General features: G+C 58.5%; 18 protein-coding genes. 5 read left to right on the forward strand and 13 right to left on the reverse strand.

The genetic code is table 11. From position 1 onward, the window contains the following. The first annotated feature begins 64 nt into the window (after window positions 1-64). From kefF to folA, 3 genes are all read left to right on the forward strand, one after another. Window positions 65-595 carry a glutathione-regulated potassium-efflux system oxidoreductase KefF gene (gene kefF, locus ENTHG_RS16625; RefSeq protein WP_044182083.1) on the forward strand — a complete coding sequence of 177 codons (531 nt, stop codon included), beginning with the start codon at window positions 65-67 and terminating at the stop codon, window positions 593-595. Next, a complete protein-coding gene (kefC, locus tag ENTHG_RS16630) occupies window positions 588-2,450 on the forward strand; it encodes a glutathione-regulated potassium-efflux system protein KefC (protein ID WP_044182086.1) in 1,863 nt (620 codons plus the stop codon). Before kefF ends, kefC begins: the two co-directional genes overlap by 8 nt. A 154-nt stretch (window positions 2,451-2,604) precedes the next feature. Beyond that, on the forward strand, window positions 2,605-3,084 hold the full coding sequence (folA, locus tag ENTHG_RS16635) for a type 3 dihydrofolate reductase (protein ID WP_044182088.1): 480 nt from the start codon (window positions 2,605-2,607) through the stop codon (window positions 3,082-3,084). Between the two features lie 35 nt (window positions 3,085-3,119). Here the strand turns inward: folA and apaH are convergent, their stop codons facing one another. Genes apaH through lptD form a run of 6 tightly spaced genes read right to left on the reverse strand, consistent with a single transcriptional unit; the run spans window position 3,120 to window position 9,837 of the window. Next, window positions 3,120-3,968 carry a bis(5'-nucleosyl)-tetraphosphatase (symmetrical) ApaH gene (apaH, locus tag ENTHG_RS16640; protein ID WP_044182093.1) on the reverse strand — a complete coding sequence of 283 codons (849 nt, stop codon included), beginning with the start codon at window positions 3,966-3,968 and terminating at the stop codon, window positions 3,120-3,122. A 4-nt stretch (window positions 3,969-3,972) separates the two neighbouring features. Further along, window positions 3,973-4,350 carry a Co2+/Mg2+ efflux protein ApaG gene (apaG, locus tag ENTHG_RS16645; protein WP_044182098.1) on the reverse strand — a complete coding sequence of 126 codons (378 nt, stop codon included), beginning with the start codon at window positions 4,348-4,350 and terminating at the stop codon, window positions 3,973-3,975. Next, a complete protein-coding gene (rsmA, locus tag ENTHG_RS16650; RefSeq protein WP_044182102.1) occupies window positions 4,351-5,169 on the reverse strand; it encodes a 16S rRNA (adenine(1518)-N(6)/adenine(1519)-N(6))-dimethyltransferase RsmA in 819 nt (272 codons plus the stop codon). It lies immediately after the preceding gene. After that, window positions 5,166-6,152: a 4-hydroxythreonine-4-phosphate dehydrogenase PdxA gene (gene pdxA / locus ENTHG_RS16655; protein WP_044182105.1), complete on the reverse strand. Its 987-nt coding sequence runs from the start codon at window positions 6,150-6,152 to the stop codon at window positions 5,166-5,168. Before pdxA ends, rsmA begins: the two co-directional genes overlap by 4 nt. Next, entirely contained in the window at window positions 6,152-7,438 is a 1,287-nt protein-coding gene (surA, locus tag ENTHG_RS16660) for a peptidylprolyl isomerase SurA (protein ID WP_044182108.1), read from the reverse strand. The genes pdxA and surA overlap by 1 nt, the downstream gene beginning before the upstream one ends. 56 nt (window positions 7,439-7,494) lie before the next feature. Further along, entirely contained in the window at window positions 7,495-9,837 is a 2,343-nt protein-coding gene (gene lptD / locus ENTHG_RS16665) for an LPS assembly protein LptD (protein WP_044182111.1), read from the reverse strand. Window positions 9,838-10,034: 197 nt separating this feature from the next. Here lptD and djlA point away from each other — a divergent pair, with 197 nt between their 5' ends. Beyond that, a complete protein-coding gene (gene djlA, locus ENTHG_RS16670) occupies window positions 10,035-10,847 on the forward strand; it encodes a co-chaperone DjlA (protein WP_044182114.1) in 813 nt (270 codons plus the stop codon). Window positions 10,848-10,955: 108 nt separating this feature from the next. Here djlA and rluA read toward each other — a convergent pair whose 3' ends face one another. From rluA to araB, 7 genes are all read right to left on the reverse strand, one after another. After that, window positions 10,956-11,615 carry a bifunctional tRNA pseudouridine(32) synthase/23S rRNA pseudouridine(746) synthase RluA gene (gene rluA, locus ENTHG_RS16675; protein WP_044182117.1) on the reverse strand — a complete coding sequence of 220 codons (660 nt, stop codon included), beginning with the start codon at window positions 11,613-11,615 and terminating at the stop codon, window positions 10,956-10,958. Between the two features lie 11 nt (window positions 11,616-11,626). Then, the gene (gene rapA / locus ENTHG_RS16680; RefSeq protein ID WP_044182120.1) at window positions 11,627-14,533 is read right to left on the reverse strand and encodes an RNA polymerase-associated protein RapA; all 2,907 of its coding nucleotides are present in this window, start codon (window positions 14,531-14,533) and stop codon (window positions 11,627-11,629) included. A gap of 183 nt (window positions 14,534-14,716) precedes the next feature. After that, window positions 14,717-17,095, reverse strand: coding sequence for a DNA polymerase II (gene polB, locus ENTHG_RS16685; protein ID WP_071825894.1), 2,379 nt, complete (start codon window positions 17,093-17,095; stop codon window positions 14,717-14,719). A 23-nt stretch (window positions 17,096-17,118) separates the two neighbouring features. Next, window positions 17,119-17,748 (reverse strand): YdcF family protein, encoded by a 630-nt coding sequence (locus ENTHG_RS16690; RefSeq protein ID WP_044182123.1) that lies wholly within the window; start codon window positions 17,746-17,748, stop codon window positions 17,119-17,121. 147 nt (window positions 17,749-17,895) lie between these two features. After that, window positions 17,896-18,591, reverse strand: a complete 696-nt coding sequence (gene araD / locus ENTHG_RS16695; protein ID WP_044182126.1) for an L-ribulose-5-phosphate 4-epimerase — start codon at window positions 18,589-18,591, stop codon at window positions 17,896-17,898. A gap of 137 nt (window positions 18,592-18,728) precedes the next feature. Further along, window positions 18,729-20,231, reverse strand: a complete 1,503-nt coding sequence (gene araA / locus ENTHG_RS16700) for an L-arabinose isomerase (RefSeq protein WP_044182129.1) — start codon at window positions 20,229-20,231, stop codon at window positions 18,729-18,731. A 10-nt stretch (window positions 20,232-20,241) separates the two neighbouring features. Then, on the reverse strand, window positions 20,242-21,936 hold the full coding sequence (gene araB, locus ENTHG_RS16705; protein ID WP_044182131.1) for a ribulokinase: 1,695 nt from the start codon (window positions 21,934-21,936) through the stop codon (window positions 20,242-20,244). 335 nt (window positions 21,937-22,271) lie between these two features. Here araB and araC point away from each other — a divergent pair, with 335 nt between their 5' ends. Further along, on the forward strand, window positions 22,272-23,117 hold the full coding sequence (gene araC / locus ENTHG_RS16710) for an arabinose operon transcriptional regulator AraC (RefSeq protein ID WP_044182134.1): 846 nt from the start codon (window positions 22,272-22,274) through the stop codon (window positions 23,115-23,117). The last annotated feature ends 57 nt before the right edge of the window (window positions 23,118-23,174 follow it).

Raw genomic sequence — 23,174 nt, forward strand, 5'->3', positions numbered from 1 at the left:
TGCGTAGCATATCATTCACAGCATCACATAATATGTATCAATCTATTCACGCCGTGGCTAATTTATGATTCTGATAATTTATGCCCACCCCTATCCGCAGCACTCCCATGCCAATAAGCGCATGATCGAGCAGGCAGAACAGCTGGAAGGGGTGGAAATCCGCTCGCTTTACCACCTTTACCCCGATTTCAATATTGATATTGCCGCCGAGCAGCAAGCGCTTAGCCGTGCAGATTTGGTTGTCTGGCAGCATCCGATGCAGTGGTATAGCGTGCCGCCGTTACTCAAGCTATGGCTGGATAAAGTGCTGGCGCACGGTTGGGCCTATGGTCATAACGCACGCGCGCTGCACGGAAAAAGCCTGCTCTGGGCGGTGACCACCGGCGGCGGCGAGCACCATTTCGATATTGGCTCCCACCCCGGTTTTGGGGTGCTGGCTCAGCCATTACAGGCGACCGCACTCTACTGCGGCATGAACTGGCTGCCGCCTTTCGTTACCCACTGCACGTTTATTTGCGATGATGAGACGCTGCAGGCGCAGGCCCGTCATTACAGACAACGGTTGCTCGACTGGCAGGAGGCGCCGCGTGGATAGCCATACCCTGATTCAATCGCTTATCTACCTGGGGGCGGCGGCATTAATCGTGCCGATTGCCGTGCGCCTTGGGCTTGGCTCTGTGCTCGGCTACCTTATCGCTGGCTGCATCATCGGCCCGTGGGGGCTACGGCTGGTGACCGACGCGCAGTCGATCCTGCATTTTGCGGAAATCGGCGTGGTGCTGATGCTCTTTGTGATCGGGCTGGAGCTGGACCCGCAGCGGCTGTGGAAACTCCGGGTATCGGTATTTGGCGGCGGCGCGTTACAGATGGCCGCCTGCGGCCTGCTGCTGGGGGCGTTCTGCATGGCGCTGGGGCTGGCCTGGCCGGTGGCCCTGCTGATTGGCCTGACGCTGGCGCTCTCCTCCACGGCTATCGCCATGCAGGCGATGAATGAACGCAACCTCACCGTTTCACAAATGGGGCGCAGCGCGTTTTCCGTGCTGCTGTTTCAGGATATCGCCGCCATTCCGCTGGTGGCGATGATTCCGCTCCTGGCGGCCAGCGGCGCGGCCACCACCACCGGCGCGTTTGTCCTTTCGGCGCTGAAGGTGGTTGGCGCGCTGGCGCTGGTGGTGGTGCTGGGACGCTATGTCGCCCGTCCGGCGCTGCGCTTTGTCGCCCGCTCCGGCCTGCGGGAAGTCTTTAGCGCCGTGGCGCTGTTTCTGGTTTTCGGCTTTGGTCTGCTGCTGGAAGAAGCCGGTTTGTCGATGGCGATGGGGGCGTTTCTGGCGGGGGTTATGCTGGCAAGTTCCGAGTATCGCCACGCGCTGGAGAGCGATATTGAGCCATTCAAAGGGCTGCTGCTGGGGCTGTTTTTTATCGGCGTCGGCATGTCGGTGGATTTCGGCACGCTGGTGACGCATCCGCTGCGCATTCTGATTCTGCTGGCGGGCTTTTTAGTGATTAAAACGGCGGTGCTGTGGCTCATCGCCCGCCCGCTCAACGTGCCCGGCAGGCAGCGGCGCTGGTTCGCGGCGCTTCTGGGGCAGGGGAGTGAATTCGCCTTTGTGGTGTTTGGCGCGGCGCAGATGGCGGGCGTGCTGGACGCGGAGTGGGGAAAAGCGCTGACGCTGGCGGTGGCGCTGTCGATGGCGGCCACCCCGATTCTGCTGGTGCTGTTAACCCGGCTGGAAACGAGCGCCACGGCGCAGTCGCGGGAAGCCGATGAGATCGACGAGGATGCGCCGCGGGTGATTGTCGCCGGCTTCGGTCGTTTCGGCCAGATCGCCGGGCGTCTGCTACTCTCTGGTGGGGTCAAAATGGTCGTTCTCGATCACGACCCCGACCATATTGAGACCCTGCGCAAGTTCGGCATGAAGGTGTTTTACGGCGATGCGACGCGGGTGGATCTGCTGGAGTCCGCCGGTGCCGGAAAAGCGGAGGTGTTGATTAACGCCATTGACGACCCGCAGGCGAACCTACAGCTCACCGAACTGGTGAAGACACATTTTCCCGCGCTGAAAATTATCGCCCGCGCCAGGGACGTCGACCACTACATCCGCCTGCGGCAGGCGGGGGTAGAAAAGCCAGAGCGTGAAACGTTCGAAGCGGCGTTGAGCGCAGGAAGGCAGGCGCTTGAAGGGCTGGGGCTGGGGCGTTACGAGGCGCGCGAGCATGCTGACCTGTTCCGCCGCTTCAATACGCAGATGGTAGAGGAGATGGCCGGGGTAGATAACAACACCCAGGCCAGAGCCGCCGTGTTTAAGCGCACCAGCGCGATGCTGACGGAGATTATCAGCGAAGACCGGGCGCACCTCTCCGTGGCGCAGCGCCATGGCTGGCAGGGCACGGAAGAGGGCCGTCACACCGGCGATACGGCGGACGCGCCTGAAACAAAGCCGCAGGCGTAACGGCTAAGCCTGCGGGGGAACGCAAGGCCCGCGCCGGTACGGCGTGGGTCAGCTTGCAGAACAGGAAAATTTTCACGCTCTTTACCTGCCGCCAGTCGACGAAAGATTGCGCTTTCCGTATAGTGGCGGCAATTTTTGCATCCGGGAAATTATAATGATCAGTCTGATTGCGGCGTTAGCGGTGGATCGCGTCATCGGTATGGAAAATGCCATGCCGTGGAACTTACCCGCCGATCTCGCCTGGTTTAAGCGCAACACGTTAAATAAACCTGTCGTCATGGGGCGCCTGACGTGGGAGTCGATTGGACGCCCGCTGCCGGGGCGTAAAAATATCGTTATCAGCAGCCAGCCCGGCACTGACGATCGGGTGGAGTGGGTAAAATCGGTCGACGAAGCCATTGCCGCCTGCGGCGATGTGGAAGAGATCATGGTGATCGGCGGTGGGCGCGTTTATGAGCAATTTTTGCCGAAGGCGCAAAAGCTCTACCTGACGCATATCGATGCCGAAGTGGAAGGGGACACCCATTTCCCGGACTACGATCCTGACCAGTGGGAATCGGTGTTCAGCGAATTTCATGACGCCGACGCGCAGAACTCTCACAGCTACTGCTTTGAGATCCTTGAGCGCCGGTAATCATCTCGTCTGAGAAATAACGCGGCGGTGGGCCGCTATGAGGCCACCGCTTCGTCTTCGCCTAAATCCATCTGTCGGTTGGACTGTTGGCTAAAGTAGGTTTTATCTTCCCAGCGCAGGCAGGTGAGGGTGCCGCCCCAGCAGCAGCCTGTATCCAGCGCGTAGATCCCCTCCGGCGTTCCCTTTCCTTCCAGCGAAGCCCAGTGACCAAAAACAATATTGTACGCTTGCGATACCGGGCCGGGGATAGTAAACCACGGCTTGAGCGGCGCGGGAGCCTGTTCCGGCACGTCTTTGCAGTACATATCCAACTGGCCGTTGGGGAAGCAGTAGCGCATCCGCGTAAAGGCGTTGCTGATAAAGCGCAGGCGCGCCATACCGCTCAGCTCTTCCGCCCAGTTATTGGGGTAGTCGCCGTACATACCGTCCAGGAAGAAAGGGTAGGAGTCGCTGGCAAGGATGGCTTCGACGTCGCGCGCGCAGCTTTTAGCGGTCTCCAGATCCCACTGCGGCGTGATACCGGCATGGGCCATGACTAGCTTTTTCTCTTCGTCAATTTGCAGCAGCGGCTGACGGCGCAGCCAGTTGATCAGCTCGTCGGCGTCCGGCGCTTCCAGCAGAAGATTGAGCCGGTCCTTCGGCTTGTTGCGGCTGATACCCGCAAACACCGCCAGCAGGTGTAAATCATGGTTGCCCAGCACCAGGCGAACGCTGTCGCCCAGGGATTTTACATAGCGCAATACGTCCAGCGAGCCGGGCCCGCGCGCGACTAAATCACCCGTTAACCATAGCGTGTCCTGCCCCGGGGTGAATTGCACCTGGTTTAGCAATGCGATCAGTTCATCGTAGCAACCGTGAACGTCGCCAATCAGATATGTAGACATGGTATTAGTGGATTAGTGTTTGAACGGCAAGACGGAAAACCGGAATGTCGATGCTAAAGGCGTTGCCGCTAACATCAACCATTTCATAGTGGCCTTGCATGGTGCCCATCGGCGTTTCGATAACCGCGCCGCTGGTGTATTGATACTCTTCCCCTGGCTCGATATGCGGCTGTACGCCGATAACGCCCTCTCCCTGGACCTCTGTCTCACGGCCGTTGCCGTTAGTGATGAGCCAGTAACGCTTAAGCAGCTGGACCGGTGTTCGCCCCAGGTTCCGGATAGTGATGGTGTAAGCGAAAACGTAACGTTCTTCCTCGGGGGAGGACTGCGACTCTATATAGACGCTTTGCACCTGAACACAGACTCGGGGCGAATTGATCATTTAACTCTCCTTCGGCGGCGCGTTATCGAGATAGTTCGCCATCTGGCAATACTGTGCGACAGAGATGTTCTCCGCACGCATGGCCGGGTCTACGCCCAGCGCCGTCAACTCGTCCGGCGTGAAAAGATTGCCGAGGCTGTTGCGAACGGTCTTACGACGCTGGTTAAACGCTTCGGTGGTGATCCGGCTCAGTAGCCGAATGTCTTTCACCGGATACGGCATCGTCGTATGCGGAACCAGACGCACAACGGCGGAATCCACTTTAGGCGGCGGCGTAAAGGCGGTTGGCGGCACTTCCAGCACCGGGATAACCTGGCAGTAGTATTGCGCCATGACGCTTAATCGACCATACGCCTTACTGTTCGGCCCTGCAACCAGCCGATTGACCACCTCTTTTTGCAGCATAAAGTGCATATCAGCAATGGCATCAGTATAGCTAAACAGATGGAACATCAGCGGCGTGGAGATGTTGTAGGGCAGGTTGCCAAACACGCGCAGCGGCTGCCCCAGGGTTTGCGACAGCTCACCGAAATTCATGGTCATCGCATCTTGTTGATAGATGGTGAGCTTTGGCCCCAGGAAGGGGTGGGTCTGCAAACGCGCGGCAAGGTCGCGATCCAGTTCGATCACGGTCAGTTTATCCAGACGCTCGCCAACCGGTTCGGTAAGCGCCGCCAGGCCCGGGCCGATTTCGACCATCGCCTGGCCCTTTTGCGGATTGATCGCCGCGACAATGCTGTCGATCACAAACTGATCGTTGAGAAAGTTTTGCCCGAAGCGTTTACGGGCTAGGTGGCCCTGATGGACTCTATTATTCATTGAGTATTAACAATCATGGTAATGGCGAGATTAAGCGCCGTAAGGAAACTGCCGACGTCTGCTTTCCCCTGACCCGCCAGTTCCAGCGCGGTGCCGTGGTCAACAGAGGTACGAATAAAGGGCAAGCCGAGCGTGATATTCACGGCGCGGCCAAAGCCCTGGTATTTTAGCACGGGCAGACCCTGATCGTGGTACATCGCCAGTACCGCATCAGCGTCGTCCAGATATTTGGGCTGGAAAAGCGTATCGGCGGGCAGCGGCCCGCTAAGATGCATCCCCTGCGCCCGCATTTCGTTGAGCACCGGGATAATCGTCTCGATCTCTTCCGTACCCATATGGCCGCCTTCGCCCGCGTGCGGGTTAAGGCCGCAGACCAGAATATGCGGCTGGCGAATGCCAAACTTTTGCTGCAGATCGCTATGCAGAATAGCGATAACGTCGCGCAGCAGATCCGGCGTAATCGCCTCCGCCACCGCTTTGACAGGCAGATGGGTGGTCGCCAGCGCGACGCGCAGCTCTTCTGTCGCCAGCATCATCACCACTTTGTGGCTCTGCGCGCGTTCTTCAAAGAACTCGGTGTGGCCGGTGAAGGGCGTACCGGAATCGTTAATCACCCCTTTGTGCACCGGGCCGGTAATCAGCGCGGCAAACTCGCCGCTCAGGCAGCCATCGCAGGCGCGAGCCAGCGTCTCAACGACGTAAGCGCCGTTAAGCACATTCAGCTCGCCCGCCACGGCCGGGGTTTTCAGCGCCACGGGCAGCACGGTTAAACTGCCTGCCTGCTGAGGCTCGGCGGGCTGCGAAGGGGAGTAGTCACGCAGGGTGAGCGGCAGGTCAAGCTGAGCCGCCCGCTCAAGGAGCAGCCCGGCATCGGCACACACCACCAGTTCCACCGGCCATGCCTGCTGGGCAAGTTGCACCACCAGATCGGGGCCAATCCCGGCAGGTTCGCCGGGAGTGATAACGACACGATGCGCGTTCATTAGTTGCTCAGGATTTTCACGTAAGCGCTGGCGCGCTGTTCCTGCATCCAGGTTGCCGCTTCTTCTGAGAACTTACGGTTCATCAGCATGCGGTACGCGCGATCTTTTTGCGCCGCGTCGGTTTTATCGACGTTGCGGGTATCCAGCAGCTCAATGAGGTGCCAGCCAAAAGAGGAGTGCACAGGGCCGCTCGTCTGCCCGCGATTAAGCTTCATCAGCGCGTCACGGAATGCCGGATCGTAGACCTCCGGCGTCGACCAGCCTAAATCGCCGCCCTGGTTAGCGGAACCCGGATCCTGGGAGAACTCTTTCGCCGCGTTAGCAAAGGTGGTTTTACCGCTCTTGATATCGGCAGCGATCTGTTCCAGCTTCACGCGGGCCTGATCGTCACTCATGATCGGCGACGGTTTCAGCAGAATATGACGCGCATGCACTTCGGTCACGGAGATGCTCCGGCTCTGACCGCGCAGGTCGTTAACTTTCAGAATATGGAAGCCAACGCCGGAACGAACCGGGCCGACGACATCGCCTTTTTTCGCCGTGCTCAGCGCCTGGGCGAAAATAGACGGCAGCTCCTGGATACGGCCCCAGCCCATCTGGCCGCCTTTCAGCGCCTGCTGGTCAGCGGAGTAGGTGATAGCCAGCTTGCCGAAATCGCCGCCGTTACGCGCCTCTTCAACAATGGAACGGGTCTGATTTTCCGCCTCGTTCACCTGATCGGAGGTGGGGTTTTCCGGCAGCGGAATCAGGATGTGGCTCAAATTCAGTTCGGTGCTGGCATCGTTCTGATTACCCACCTGCTGCGCCAGCGACTCGACTTCCTGCGGCAGAATAGTGATACGACGACGCACTTCGTTGTTGCGCACTTCGGAGATAATCATCTCTTTACGGATCTGGCTACGGTAGGTGTTGTAATTCACCCCGTCGTAGGCCAGACGGCTGCGCATCTGATCCAGGGACATGTTGTTTTCCCGGGCGATGTTGGCGATCGCCTGATCAAGCTGATCGTCAGAGACTTTGATGCCCATTTTCGTCGCCATCTGCAACATGATTTGGTCCATGATCAGACGTTCCAGAATCTGATGACGCAGGGTGGCGTCAGGCGGCAACTGCTGGCCTGCCTGGCCCGCGTTCAACTTCACGGATTGCATCAAACCATCAACGTCGCTTTCGAGCACCACGCCGTTATTTACGACGGCGGCTACTTTATCGACAACCTGTGGTGCAGCGAAACTGGTATTCGCGACCATAGCGATACCGAGAAGCAGCGTTTTCCAGTTCTTCATACCTTTTCCATTTCCATTAACCGCAATGCGGGTGATTACTTGGCAAATCAACGACATCATAACGAGCTACGATACGGCAAAATGTTCGAGCGCAGCATCTGCTGGGTGCCCAAACCGTAATTCGAACTCAGACCGCGCAGCTCAATATTGAACCCGATGACGTTGTCATACTTGCTTTGGTTGTTTTCCCAGCCGTTGATTTTGCGTTCATAGCCAACGCGAATGGCATAACAGCAGGAGCTATATTGCAGACCTAACATCTGGTCGGCAGGTTTACTTGTATTAGTATCGTAGTAGTAAGCGCCAACGACAGACCAGCGGTCGACAATCGGCCAGCTCGCCGCTGCGCCCACTTGCGAAATCCCGTCTTTATACTGTTCTGAGGTTGAATAGTTCGGCAGCGTCGCCTGGATATATTCCGGGCTGGCGTAGCGATAGCTCAGCTGCACCAGACGGTCTTCATCGCGGCGATACTCAATCGATGCGGTACTGTTGGCCACGTTGTCGAGGCGCGTGTCGTACTGCACGCCGCCGCGTAAGCCCCAGCGATCGGAGATACGCCAGTACGTATCCCCGGCCCACACCAGCGAACCGGTTTTGTTGTCTTTCTCCCAGTTAATTCTGTCATCGCCCGTGCGAGACTCAGTGAAATAGTAGATTTGACCAACGGAAACGTTAAAACGTTCAACTGCGGCATCATCATATACACGAGATGTGACGCCGGTGGTCACCTGGTTCGCTGAGGCGATGCGGTCCAGACCGCCGTAAACGCGGTCGCGGAACAGGCCGCTGTAGTCAGACTGCAACAGAGAAGAGTCATAGTTGTTGATATGGCTCTGGTCGCGATAAGGGATATAAAGGTACTGAGCGCGCGGCTCCAGCGTCTGGGTATAGCCGTCGGCAACGCTCATATCGCGTTCGAAAATCAGCCGCCCATCCACTTTAAACTGCGGCAGGGTACGGTTAACGGACTCTTTATAGTCGGTGCCGTTTTCCGCGTTATAGTCATCCAGATTTTTCTGCTGATAGTGGGTCGCCATCAGCTTCACTTCGGTATCAAGGCTGCTCCACGCGTTGGAGAGCGGCAGGTTGAGCGTCGGCTCAAGGTGCACACGGGTCGCTTCCGGGCGTGAGGAGTTGGTGTTCACGAAGTGCACCGCCTGACCGTAGATATGCGCGTCGAACGGCCCCAAATCGTTTTGGTAGTAGTTAACGTCCAGCTGCGGCTGGGCGGAATAGGAGTTGCTATTCTCGCGGTTAAATACCTGGAACTGCTTGGTGGAGACGGTGGCGTCAAAGTTTTCGATGGCATAGCCGAGGCTGAATTTTTGCGTGGCATAACCGTCGGTGCTGGAACCGTATTTTGACGAAAAGTCGTTAAAATAGTCCGGATCGCTGACTTTGGTGTAATCCACGCCGAAACGCCACACCTGATCCATAACGCCAAAATGGTTCCAGTAGAACAGCCAGCGGTGACGATCGCCCTCGGTGGGGTGGTCATCCTGGTAGACATCATCAGACGGCAGATAGTCGAACTCGACGGTGCCGGAGCCCGCGCGCGTCAGATAGCGGAACTCGTTCTGCCACTGAATATTGCCGCGTTTATCAATATAGTGCGGGGTAATAGTCGCATCGAAATTGGGGGCGATGTTCCAGTAATAGGGCAGCGAGAACTCAAAGGAGTTGTTGGTGCTGTACTTCGCATTCGGGATCAGGAAGCCCGAGCGGCGCTTATCGCCCACCGGCAGTTGCAGGTAGGGGCTGTAGAAGATCGGCACCGGGCCGAGCTTAAAGCGCGCATTCCAGATTTCAGCCACCTGCTCTTCGCGGTCGTGAATCACTTCACTGCCCACTACGCTCCAGGTGTCGGAGCCCGGCAGACAGGAGGTGAAGGTGCCGTTGTCTAAAATGGTGTAACGGTTCTCGCCGCGCTGTTTCATTAAATCAGCGGTGCCGCGCCCCTGACGACCCACCATCTGGTAATCACCTTTCCAGACGTTGGTGTCTTTCGTATTCAGGTTTGCCCATGCTTTCGGACCTTTCAGGATGACCTGATTATCGTCGTAGTGCACATTACCCAGTGCATCCACCGTCCGCACCGGATCGGCCTGGCCTTCCGCCTGCTGTTGATGAAGCTGGACTTCATCCGCGCGCAGTCGGCTATTACCCTGATTGATATCGACGTTGCCGCTAAAATTGGCATTGTCCGGGTAATTGCCTTTGGCATTATCGGCATTGATGGTGACCGGCAAATTATTGGGATCGCCCTGAACCAGAGGACGGTTATAGCTGGGTACGCCAAGCATACATTGCGAGGCGAGACTGGCAGCCGTCCCCTGTTGACTGTAGAGGGCAGCGCCGATCATTGTGGCCAGGAGGGTGGGAATACGTTTTTTCATACGTTGTATTTGTTGTTCCGTCATCTGTGGCTTTACGCTGGCAAACGGTCAGAGACTAACGTACTCATCTTCGCAGCGCTAGTTTTAATCCTGCCCGTTTTCGAGCCAGTTCAGAGAAGACTGTGCCTGTGCACGGCATAGAATGACGGGTATGATAAAGCAAATTTTAGCCGACGGCATGACGATTTGGGGAGTATATGCAGTATTGGGGCAAAGTGGTTGGCGTGGTTATCGCTCTGATTATGGGCGGGGGCTTTTGGGGCGCGGTTCTCGGGCTGTTGGTAGGCCATATGTTCGACAAGGCGCGCAGCCGAAAAATGGCGTGGTTTGCCAATCAAAAAGAGCGTCAGACCCTCTTTTTTGCCACCACCTTTGAAGTGATGGGCCATTTAACAAAGTCGAAAGGACGGGTGACGCAGGCCGATATTCAGGTTGCAACGCTGTTTATGGACCGCATGAATCTGCATGGCGACTCGCGTGGCGCGGCGCAACAGGCATTTCGCGTAGGCAAAGCGGATAACTATCCGTTACGTGAAAAAATGCGTCAGTTTCGCAGCGTCTGTTTCGGTCGTTTCGATTTAATCAGAATGTTCCTGGAAATTCAGATCCAGGCCGCCTTCGCCGATGGTTCGCTGCACCCGAATGAACGTGAGGTGCTGTACGTTATCGCCGAAGAGCTGGGGATCTCACGTATCCAGTTCGATCAGTTTCTGCGCATGATGCAGGGCGGCGCGCAGTTTGGCGGCGGTTATCAGCAGCAGGCAGGCGGCGGCTGGCAGCAGGCGCAACGCGGTCCAACGCTGGAAGACGCCTGTAACGTGCTGGGCGTGAAGCCAACGGACGATGCCACTACCATCAAGCGCGCCTACCGCAAGCTGATGGGCGAACATCACCCGGATAAGCTGGTGGCCAAAGGCCTGCCGCCAGAGATGATGGAGATGGCGAAGCAGAAAGCGCAGGAAATTCAAAAGGCGTACGAGCTGATTAAAGAGCAGAAAGGCTTTAAGTAAGGCTGCTGCAAAAGGAACGTATAAAAACCTGCCCGCCTGCGCGGGCAAAGGGAGATGTGAGGGATGGGTAGCCCGGATAAGGCGTCACGCCGCATCCGGGAAGATGGGCTAAAAATCTACCGGCGCTCTGAACGTCATGCTGTTGCCATAGGCCGGGTGGGTGATGGTCAGCGTTTGCGCATGCAGCAGCAGGCGCGGCGCCATGGCCAGCGCCTGCGGCGTGGCGTAGAACTTATCTCCCAGAATGGGGTGGCCGAGCGCCTGCATATGCACGCGTAGCTGGTGGGAACGGCCGGTTATCGGCTTTAGCAGCACGCGCGTGGTGTTATCCTGCCCGCGCTCCAGCACCTCATACTCCGTCTGCGCCGCTTTGCCGGTTTCAAAACAGACCTTCTGCTTTGGCCGGTTAGGCCAGTCGCAAATCAGCGGTAAATCTACCAGACCGTCCTCTTTTTCCAGATGTCCCCAGACGCGGGCCACGTACTGTTTCTTCGGCTCGCGTTCCCGAAACTGACGTTTAAGCTCGCGCTCGGCGGCTTTGGTGAGCGCCACCACAATCACGCCGCTGGTCGCCATGTCCAGGCGGTGCACCGACTCCGCCTGCGGGAAGTCGCGCTGGATGCGCGTCATCACGCTGTCTTTGTGCTCCTCCAGACGCCCCGGCACGGACAACAAGCCGCTGGGCTTGTTGACCACCATAATGTGCTCATCCTGATACAGAATGACCAGCCAGGGTTCCTGCGGCGGATTGTAGGACTCCATTACCATAGCCTGCTCCGTTACTGGTGCGTCACCACAATGAGACGCAGCGCGTCAAGACCCCAGCCCGCCTGCGACAGGCTTTCCATAACCTGCTGGCGGTTGCTTTCAATCGCGGCGAGTTCGTCATCACGAATGTTCGGGTTGACGGCTTTTAGCGCTTCCAGACGGGAAAGTTCTGCCGACAATTTCTCATCCGCCTCGCGTTTCGCCGCCTCAATAAGCGTCAGGGCCGCTTTCTCCACCTGCGCTTCGCCTTTTTGCAGAATGGTGTGAACATCCTGCTGCACTGCATTTACCAGCTTGCTGCCGGTATGGCGGTTGACCGCGCTCAGCTGACGGTTGAAGCTCTCAAACTCCACCTGCCCGGCCAGATTGGTGCCGTTTTTATCCACCAGCAGGCGGATCGGCGTAGGCGGCAGGAAGCGGTTGAGCTGCAGCTGCTTCGGCGCCTGGGCTTCTACCACATAGATAAGCTCCAGCAGCAGCGTGCCGACCGGCAGCGCTTTGTTTTTCAGCAGCGAGATGGTGCTGCTGCCGGTATCGCCGGAGAGGATCAGATCCAGCCCGTTGCGAATCAGCGGGTGCTCCCAGGTAATAAACTGTGCGTCTTCGCGCGACAGCGCCACGTCACGCTCAAAGGTGATAGTGCAGCCATCTTCCGGCAGGCCGGGGAAATCCGGCACCAGCATGTGGTCAGAAGGGGTCAGCACAATCAGGTTCTCGCCGCGGTCATCCTGGTTGATACCCACGATATCGAACAGGTTCATGGCGAAGCTGATAAGGCCGGTATCGTCATCCTGCTCTTCAATGCTTTCCGCCAACTGCTGGGCTTTCTCGCCGCCGTTGGAGTGGATCTCCAGCAGGCGGTCACGCCCCTGCTCCAGCTGTGCTTTCAGCGCCTCGTGCTGTTCGCGGCAGGATTTAATCAGCTCGTCAAAGCCTTCGGTCTCTTCCGGCGCGGCCAGGTAACCAATCAGATCGGTATGCACCCGGTCATAGATGGCGCGTCCGGTCGGGCAGGTGTGCTCGAAGGCGTCCAGACCTTCATGGAACCAGCGCACCAGCACGCTCTGGGCGGTTTTTTCCAGGTAAGGCACGTGAATCTGAATATCATGGGCCTGGCCGATACGATCCAGACGGCCAATACGCTGTTCAAGCAGATCCGGGTTAAAGGGCAGGTCAAACATCACCAGGTGGCTGGCGAACTGGAAGTTACGCCCTTCGGAGCCGATCTCCGAGCACAGCAGCACCTGCGCGCCGCTGTCCTCTTCGCCAAACCAGGCGGCGGCCCGGTCGCGTTCGATAATCGACATGCCTTCGTGGAACACGGCGGCGCGGATGCCTTCACGCTCGCGCAGAACCTGTTCCAGCTGCAGCGCGGTAGCGGCTTTGGCGCAGATAACCAGCACCTTCTGCGAGCGGTGGCTGGTGAGATAGCCCATCAGCCATTCAACGCGCGGATCGAAGTTCCACCAGGTGCCGGTATCGCCTTCAAACTCCTGGTAAATCTGCTCCGGGTAGAGCATATCCCGCGCCCGCTCTTCGGCGCTTTTGCGCGCGCCCATAATGCCGGACACTTTAATGGCCGTCTGATACTGGGTCGGCAGCGGCAGCTTAACGGTATGCAGTTCCCGCTTCGGGAAGCCTTTCACGCCGTTACGGGTGTTACGGAACAGCACGCGGCTGGTGCCGTGGCGGTCCATCAGCATGGAAATCAGCTCCTGGCGCGCATCGGCCGCGCCGTCGCGGTCGCTGTTGGCGGCTTGCAGCAGCGGTTCAACATCCTGCTCGCCAATCAGATCGCTTAAGGTATTGAGTTCCGTGTCGCTCAGGCGTTTGCCCGCCAGCAGCATCGCCACCGCGTCGGCCACCGGGCGATAGTTCTGCTGCTCTTCGACAAACTGTTCAAAATCGTGAAAACGGTTCGGATCGAGCAGGCGCAGACGGGCGAAATGGCTTTCCAGCCCCAGCTGTTCCGGCGTTGCGGTCAGCAGCAGGACGCCCGGCACCCGCTCGGCCAGCTGTTCAACGGCCTGATACTCGCGGCTCGGGGCATCCATGCTCCAGACGAGGTGGTGCGCTTCGTCCACCACCATCAAATCCCACTCCGCGTCGCACAGGTGTTCAAGGCGTTGCTTATTGCGACGCACAAAGTCCAGCGAGCAGAGCACCAGTTGTTCGGTCTCAAACGGGTTATCGGCGTCGTGCTGGGCTTCGGCATAACGCTCATCGTCAAACAGCGCGAAGCGCAGGTTGAAGCGGCGCAGCATCTCTACCAGCCACTGGTGTTGCAGGGTTTCGGGCACGATGATTAACACCCGCTCCGCCGCCCCTGACAGCAGCTGCTGGTGCAGGATCATCCCGGCTTCGATGGTTTTACCTAAGCCGACTTCATCCGCCAGCAGCACGCGCGGAGCGTGACGGCGGCCAACATCGTGGGCGATATGCAACTGATGCGGGATCAGGCTGGTGCGCTGGCCGCGCAGGCCGCTCCACGGCATCCGGTACTGCTCGCTCTGGTATTTGCGGGCGCGATAACGCAGAGAGAAGCGATCCATCCGGTCAATCTGGCCGGCGAACAGGCGATCCTGCGGTTTGCTGAACACCAGTTTGCTGTCGAGCATCACCTCGCGCAGCATCACGTTGGGTTCCTGGGTGTCCAGACGCATGCCGATGTAGGCGAGCAGGCCGTTTTCTTCTTGTACCTCTTCAACAGCCAACTGCCAGCCTTCGTGGCTGGTCACCGTGTCGCCAGGATTGAACATGACGCGGGTGACGGGGGAGTCGCTACGGGCATACAGGCGGTTTTCACCTGTTGCGGGAAAAAGCAGCGTAACGGTTCGCGCATCCATCGCAACGACTGTTCCCAGTCCGAGTTCGCTTTCCGTATCGCTTATCCAGCGTTGACCAAGTTTAAAAGGCATAAATGAACTCTATATCTCAGATTGCAGGCAATAGTTCGTCACCGCCTGAAAAGCAGGCGGGCGTCTAAATTTGGGGCCAGGAATAGAAAGGGCGCTATGGTAATGGATGGCAATGCTTTCGTCACTACTCGTTGTCGCCGTTCTCTTTCAGGTTGTCGCTTGCGGGCCGCTGTGGCCAGGATGTTAAAACAGTCCCAGCTGCCCAGTCAGTAGTGTAGCAAAATCATCTTCGAGGAAAGGCAATATTCCATCGGCAACCGGCTGGAGCTGCTTTGTCAGGTAGTGATCGTAGTCCAGCGGCGCCTGCTGGTAATCCACCGGTTCCGGCCCCTGCGTGGTCCAGACATATTTGATGGTGCCGCGATTCTGATACTGTGCCGGGCGGCCTCTTTTAAGATTTTGTTCATCCGCCAGCCTCGCCGCGCGAACATGGGGCGGCACGTTGCGTTCGTAATCCGCCAGCGGACGGCGCAGGCGTTTGCGGTAGATAAGCTTGTCATCCAGCTCGCCCGCCATCAATTGCGCGATGGTCTCGCGCACGTAGTCCTGATAAGGCTCGTTGCGAAAAATACGCAGATAGAGCGACTGCTGGAACTGCTGCGCCAGCGGCGTCCAGTCGGTGCGTACCGTCTCCAGCCCTTTAAACAGCATGCGCTGGGATTCGCCTTCCTGAATCAGCCCGGCATAGCGCTTCTTACTGCCGGTCTCCGTGCCGCGAATCGTCGGCATCAAAAAGCGACAAAAATGGGTCTCAAACTCCAGCTCCAGCGCGCTGGTCAGCCCCTCCGCCGCCAGATGCGACGCCCACCAGTCGTTGACCTGCGCTACCAGCTCGCGGCCAATACGGGCGGCGTCCTCTTCGCTATGCGCCTTTTTCAGCCATACAAAGGTGGAGTCCGTATCGCCATAAATGACGTCATAGCCCTGCGCTTCGATCAGCGCTTTGGTCTGCAGCATGATCGCATGGCCGCGCATGGTGATCGACGAGGCCAGCCGGGGATCGAAAAAGCGGCAGGCGCTGGTGCCGAGCACGCCGTAAAAGGCGTTCATGATGATCTTGAGCGCCTGAGAGAGGGGCTTGTTGCCCGTGCGACGGGCCTCATCACGGCCCTGCCAGATCCCGGTGACGATCTCCGGCAGGCAGTGCTTCTCGCGGGAAAACCATGCGCCGAGAAACCCCTCGACGCTGTGCGATTTATCCGGCTGCGCCATTCCCTCGATCAGCCCGACGGGATCGATAAGAAAAGTGCGAATGATTGAAGGGTAGAGGCTCTTATAATCCAGCACCAGCACCGAGTCGTACAGGCCGGGGCGCGAGTCCATCACGTAGCCGCCGGGGCTGGCCTGCGGCGGCACATCGCCGAGGTTGGGCGCGACAAACCCCGCGCGGTGCATACGCGGGAAATAGAGGTGGCTGAAAGCCGCCACCGACCCGCCGTGGCGGTCTACCGCCAGCCCGTTTACCGTCGCCCGCTCCAGTAAAAACGGCATGATCTCCGTTTTATGGAAGATGCGGGTTACCAGTTCGCAATCCTTAAGATTGTAGGTGGCGAGGGCGGGTTTATCTTCGGCGAAACGGCGCTCGATCTCGTCCATGCGATCCCATGGGTTATCGATAGCCTTCCCTTCGCCTAACAGCGCCTGCGACACCGCCTCCAGCGAAAAGGAGGAGAAGCTCCAGAAGGCGGATTTCAGCGCGTCGATACCGTCAATAATCAGCCTGCCTGCCGCCTGGGCGAAGAAAACGCCGTTTTTGAAGCCGTGTTCGCGCCACTCCAGCGGGGCATTACCGCGGCCCAGCACCAGCGGGATGCGGTAGCGATCGGCGCTTTTTTGCAGCACCCGCAGGTCAAACTGCACCACGTTCCAGCCGATAATGACATCCGGGTCGTATTCGGCAAACCAGGCGTTGAGCTTTTCCAGCAGCTGTGGACGGCTGTTAACGTACTCCAGGCGAAAATCGAGCCCGCTGGCATCGCCATTCTCCGGGCCGAGCATATACACCGTGCGGTCGCCGCAGCCCTCAAGACCGATGCAGTACAGCTCGCCGTGGCGGGTGGTTTCGATATCCAGCGATACCCATTTCAGGGAAGGGCGATAGTGGGGGTTGGGTTTCAGGCGAGCGTTAAGCAACCTGTCACCTTGCATATCGCCATCTACCCACACCGGCGCGGTGATAAAGCGCTCCATCAGAAACCGCTCCGGCGGGCGGACATCCGCTTCGTAGAGGGTAACGCCGCCATCGCGCAGCAGTTTTTCATAGCGCATAAGCTGACGGTGCGCCCGGCAGTAAAGCCCGTGCACCGGCTGGCGATGGAAATCCTTAAGCTGCAGCGGTGTCAGACGATACTGGCTTTCACCGGCAAGCAGACGCTGCGCCAGGCTGACCTGCGAAGAGGGGATAAACGCCACTGACTCCTGAGGCGGCAGGCGCACCTGTAGCGGCCCGCTGTCCGTCGCCAGCCAGAATTCCACCTCGGTGCCCTGGGGAGTATCCCGCCAGTGTCGGGTCAGTAAAAAGCCTTCTTGCGCCTGCGCCACGCCGTGTTCTCTCTGTGCCATAATCGGCGAGATTATAGCCTGGTTTATTCACCAATACTGACTTTTTGTACAGGTATAAGCGGCATGTAGCGCAGGATACGATAGCCGGTGTAATAGAAGGCTTCCCGCAGTAAAAACGGCAGTTGGGTAGACCAGCTCTGGTAGCGGCTGGCGGTGACGGGCGAACTCCAGCCTTCAATTCGGTTATCCCAGGCGATAAAACGCATCCGCATCATATGCAGAGGATCGCTCACCAGCAGCGCCGTTTTCAGCCGCTGCTGCGCCATAATTTCTGCGGCGTAGCGCAGGTTTTCCCGGGTAACGGTCGAGCGCTCTTCGATAAAAATGGCCGACGCCGGCACATTCCGGGTCAGTACATACTCTTTGGCGATGGCGGCGTCAGAGCGCGCGGCGCCGGGGCTAAACCCTCCGGTCAGAACCAGCGTTTCGACAAAGCCTTCGTGATAGAGCCAGATGGCATGATCCAGCCTTGCCTGAAACACCGCGCCGGGCCGGGAGCCTTTGACGCCCGCCCCGGCGACAATCGCGCAGTCGGCGTGGCGAGTCTGATCCTGTTTGCTAAATTGCCAGATAGCCACGGCGTTATAGACGATGATGATTATCGCGGTCACGATGCACAACAGCGCCAGTTTAAGTAGATTTTTACGCGTCACGTTGCCCCCAGCCTGTAAAATCAGGCGACAGGGTTACCGTTTCCGTGCGCAGATTCAACATCTTCACGGCGTGGAATAAGGAATTCGGAATATACAAAGAGACAGGGAACCCGGATGCGGCATAAAAACGCCTGCTCCGGGTTTGCGTTACTGGCCGTAGTAGGCTTTTGCGCCGTGCTTACGCAAGTAGTGTTTATCCAGTAGCGTTTGCTGCATCTCCGGCAGCTGCGGCGCAAGCTGGCGGCAGAAGATACCCATATAGGCGACCTCTTCCAGCACGATGGCGTTATGCACCGCATCATCGGCGTTTTTACCCCAGGCGAAAGGGCCGTGGGAGTGCACCAGCACGCCGGGCATCTGCGCCGGATCGATGCCTTTTTCGCGGAAGGTTTCCACAATCACCGTGCCGGTTTCCCATTCGTAAGCGCCGTTGATCTCCTGGTCGGTCATTTTCCGGGTGCAGGGGATCGCGCCATAGAAGTAATCAGCGTGGGTGGTGCCGGTCGCAGGGATTGGCTGCCCCGCCTGCGCCCAGATGGTTGCGTGGCGCGAGTGGGTATGCACAATGCCGCCAATGGTGGGGAAAGCCTGATAGAGCAGGCGGTGCGTCGGCGTGTCGGACGAGGGTTTTTTGCTGCCTTCCACCACCTCTCCGGTATCGAGGCTGACCACGACCATATCCTCAGCGGTCATGACGCTGTAGTCGACGCCGGAAGGTTTAATCACCAGCACGCCGCGCTCGCGGTCAACGGCGCTGACATTCCCCCAGGTCAGGGTGACCAGATTGTGCTTTGGCAGGGCCAGGTTGGCTTCCAGCACCTGGCGTTTGAGATCTTCTAACATAATGTGCTCCGAATAGCTGACGAGTCAGGTTCCCCTCACTCCGGCCCTCTCCCGGCGGGACGAAGGGGGCAAGCAGCCCGCGCCCGATCGGTCCCCTCTCCCCGTTGGGGAGAGGGTTAGGGTGAGGGGAGAGCCTCTTAACGTTTCGAACCGTAATAGACTTCGTTCCAGCGCAGGGCGTCTTTGAACGCAGGCAGACGGGTGTCGTTATCGATCACTGCCAGCTCAATTTCATGCAGTTCGGCGAACTGGCGCATGTCGTTGAGATCCAGCGCATGGCTAAAGACGGTATGGTGCGCGCCGCCTGCCAGAATCCAGGCTTCGGACGCGGTAGGCAGATCCGGTTGCGCTTTCCACAGCGCGTTAGCCACCGGCAGTTTCGGCAGGTCGTGCGGGGTTTTTACCGCGTCGACGCAGTTCACCAGCAGGCGGAACCTGTCCCCCAGATCGATCAGGCTGGCGTTAATGGCCGGGCCGGTTTTGGTGGAGAAGATCAGGCGCGCCGGATCGGCTTTGCCGCCGATGCCGAGGAACTGCACGTCGAGGATCGGTTTTTCGTCCAGCGCGATGGAGGGGCACACTTCCAGCATATGAGAGCCGAGCACCAGATCGTTGCCCTCTTCGAAGTGGTAGGTGTAATCCTCCATAAATGAGGTGCCGCCCTGCAGACCGGTTGACATCACCTTCATGATGCGAAGCAGAGCGGCGGTTTTCCAGTCGCCTTCCCCGGCAAAGCCGTAGCCCTGCTGCATCAGGCGCTGTACCGCCAGGCCCGGCAGCTGTTTCAGGCCGTGTAAGTCTTCAAACGTGGTGGTGAAGGCGTGGAAGCCACCCTGTTCGAGGAAGCGTTTCATGCCCAGTTCAATGCGGGCGGCATCCAGCACGTTCTGGCGCTTGTCGCCGTTGACTTGCGCCGCTGGCGTCAGGCGGTAGCTGCTTTCGTATTCGTCGATCAGCGCGCTCACGTCGCCGTCGCTCACTTCGTTCACCACCTGTACCAGGTCGCCCACCGCCCAGGTGTTCACCGAGAAGCCGAACTTCATCTGCGCGGCCACTTTATCGCCGTCGGTTACCGCCACTTCGCGCATATTGTCGCCGAAGCGGCACACTTTCAGCTGGCGGGTATCCTGTTTCGACACGGCCTGACGCATCCAGCCGCCGATACGCGCATGGGCGCGTTTGTCCTGCCAGTGGCCGGTAACGACGCTATGCTGCTTGCGCATACGCGCGCCGATAAAACCAAACTCGCGGCCGCCGTGGGCGGTCTGGTTGAGGTTCATAAAGTCCATATCGATGCTGTCCCAGGGCAGGGCGGCATTGTACTGGGTGTGGAACTGCAGCAGCGGCTTGTTGAGGATAGTCAGGCCGTTGATCCACATTTTGGCAGGCGAGAAGGTATGCATCCACACCACCATACCGGCGCATTTATCATCGTAGTTGGCGTCGCGGCAGATATGGGTGATCTCATCCGGCGAAGTGCCGAGCGGTTTTAAGACCAGTTTGCAGGGCAGTTTGGCTTCCGCATTCAGGGCGTTCACCACCTGTTCGGCGTGCTGAGTCACCTGGCGCAGCGCTTCCGGTCCATAAAGGTGCTGGCTGCCAATCACAAACCATATTTCATAGTTATTAAAAATCGTCATTATCGTTTCCTTAATGAGTAAGCGCTGCCTGCGGCGTCGGCGCGGCTACGGGGAGATAGTGAAGCTCGGCGCTTTCCGCCCACTGCTGGTAGCGGCGATAGAGCTGTTCGAAGCGTTTCGCCTGCGCAGAAGCAGGCTGCAGGGTGTCTTCAATCTGGCTGGCCATCTGCTGCTGTGCGGCGGGAATATCTTTGTGAACCCCGGCGGCGACGGCGGCAAAAATCGCCGCGCCCAGCGCGCAGCACTGATCGGAGGCGACAATTTGCAGCGGGCGGTTAAGCACATCGCAGCAGGCCTGCATGATGACCCGGTTTTTACGGGCGATGCCCCCCAGCGCCATCACGTTATCCACGCTGATGCCCTGTTCGGTGAAACACTCCATAATCGCCCGCGCGCCGAAGGCGGTGGCGGCAATCAGCCCGCCGAACAGCGCCGGGGCGTCGGTGGCCAGGTTCAGATCGGTAATCACCCCTTTCAGGCGCTGGTTAGCGTTGGGAGTGCGGCGACCGTTAAACCAGTCGAGCACCACCGGCAAATGTTCGAGGGAAGGGTTTTTCGCCCAGGCGTCGGTGAGGGCGGGCAGCAGGGCTTTCTGGCTGGCCTTGATCTGCGTTTTCAGTTCAGGATGCTGAACGGCAAGCTGTTCCAGCGGCCAGCCAAGCACTCGGCCAAACCAGGCGTAGATATCGCCAAAGGCGGACTGGCCCGCTTCCAGACCGATAAAGTCCGGCACCACGCTGCCGTCGACCTGGCCGCAAATGCCTTTAACCGCACGGTCGCCAACGCTTGGCTTGTCGGCAATCAGAATGTCGCAGGTGGAGGTGCCTATCACCTTCACCAGCGTGTTGGGCTGCGCGCCTGCGCCCACCGCACCCATATGGCAGTCGAACGCGCCGCCGGAGATAACCACTTCCTGAGAAAGCCCCAGGCGCTGCGCCCACTCGGCGGTCAGCGTGCCTACCGGAATATCGGCGGTGAAGGTTTCGCTAAACAGCGGGCAGGGGAGATGTTTATTAAGCAGCGGGTCCAGCTCGTCAAAGAAGCTGGCAGGCGGCAGGCCACCCCAGCTTTCGTGCCACAGGGATTTATGCCCGGCGCTGCAGCGACCGCGGCGAATATCCTGCGGGCGGGTGGTGCCCGAAAGCAGGGCCGGCACCCAGTCGCACAGTTCAATCCATGAGGCGGCGGCCTGCGCGACGGCGCTGTCGGCGCGAGTTACGTGCAGGATTTTCGCCCAGAACCATTCGCTGGAGTAAATGCCGCCGATGTAGCGGGAGTAATCGGTTTTGCCCGCCGTATGGCAAAGACGGGTAATGGCCTCCGCCTCTTCCACCGCAGTGTGGTCTTTCCACAGCACGAACATCGCGTTGGGGTTATCAGCGAATTCCGGGCGGAGCGCCAGCACGCGGCCTTCGGCATCAATGGGGGCCGGGGTTGAGCCGGTGCTGTCAACGCCGATGCCTTTGATGTCCGCGCGCTGTTCGGCGCTGAGCTGAGCCAGAACGCCTTTTATGGCGGACTCCATCGATTCGATGTAATCCCGCGGGTGGTGGCGAAACTGGTTGTGCGGGGCGTCGCAGTAGCGTCCCTCCTGCCAGCGCGGATACCACTCCACGCTGGTGGCGATCTCATCGCCGCATGCGCAGTCTACCGCCAGGGCGCGTACCGAGTCGCTGCCGAAGTCGAGGCCGATTGTGATTGCCATCGTGTTGCTCCATGAAAAATAACCTTAGGGAGAAACATAGTGATCGGGGGAGAAAAACGTCAGGCAGGATCCGCTAATCTTATGGATGAAAATGCTATGGCTGTGCAAAGTGTGACGCCGTGCAAAGATTCGATGTGGACATTTCTGCCGCCTTTATAGACACTTTGGTTGATGCTTTTTTCTGGCCTGGAAAGGGGGAAATAGCGTAACTTCTTTTATCTGGAAGGGTTAAAAGTGGTGCCTGTTCCCCGGAATGGATGTAAATTGCCTGAAATATGAAAAGCGTCTCAATATGGACAATTGGTTTCCTTTGAGATAACCGGAGTATTGCGTTTATGGCTGAATCGCAAAACGATCCACTGCTGCCTGGCTACTCGTTCAACGCCCATCTGGTGGCCGGGCTGACCCCCATTGAAGCTGACGGCTACCTCGATTTTTTCATCGACCGCCCGCTTGGCATGAAGGGGTATATCCTCAACTTCACCCTGCGCGGCGAAGGCGTGGTCAATAACCATGGCGAACAGTATATTTGCCGCCCCGGCGATATGCTGCTGTTCCCGCCAGGGGAAATTCACCACTATGGCCGCCACCCCGATGCCAAAGAGTGGTATCACCAGTGGGTCTATTTCCGTCCCAGAGCCTACTGGAACGAATGGCTCAGCTGGCCGACTATCTTTGCGCACACCGGTTTTTACCGCCCGGATGAGGCCTATATCGCGCAGTTTAGCGACCTGTTCGCGCAAATTATCGATGCCGGGCAGAGTGCAGGGCGCTATGCGGAACTGCTGGCGATCAATCTGCTGGAACAGCTCCTCCTGCGCCGTATGGATGCCATTAATGAATCGTTGCATCCGCCGCTGGATAACCGCGTGCGCGACGCCTGTCAGTACATCAGCGATCATCTGGCGGACAGCCAGTTTGATATTGCAAGCGTCGCTCAGCATGTCTGTCTGTCGCCTTCCCGCCTGTCGCACCTGTTTCGCCAGCAGCTGGGCGTCAGCGTCCTGAGCTGGCGTGAGGATCAGCGCATCAGCCAGGCCAAGCTGCTGCTAAGCACCACCCGAATGCCCATCGCCAGCGTCGGGCGCAACGTCGGCTTCGAAGATCAGCTCTATTTTTCACGGGTGTTTAAAAAATGTACCGGCGCCAGCCCCAGCGAATTTCGTGCCGGGTGCGAGTAAAACTAAACCGATGCTGAGGTTTACCTCTTCCTCAGCATCAAGCTAGTGGGGTAATGC

The sequence above is a fragment of the Phytobacter massiliensis JC163 genome, assembly GCF_000321045.1.
GTDB lineage: Bacteria > Pseudomonadota > Gammaproteobacteria > Enterobacterales > Enterobacteriaceae > Phytobacter_A > Phytobacter_A massiliensis.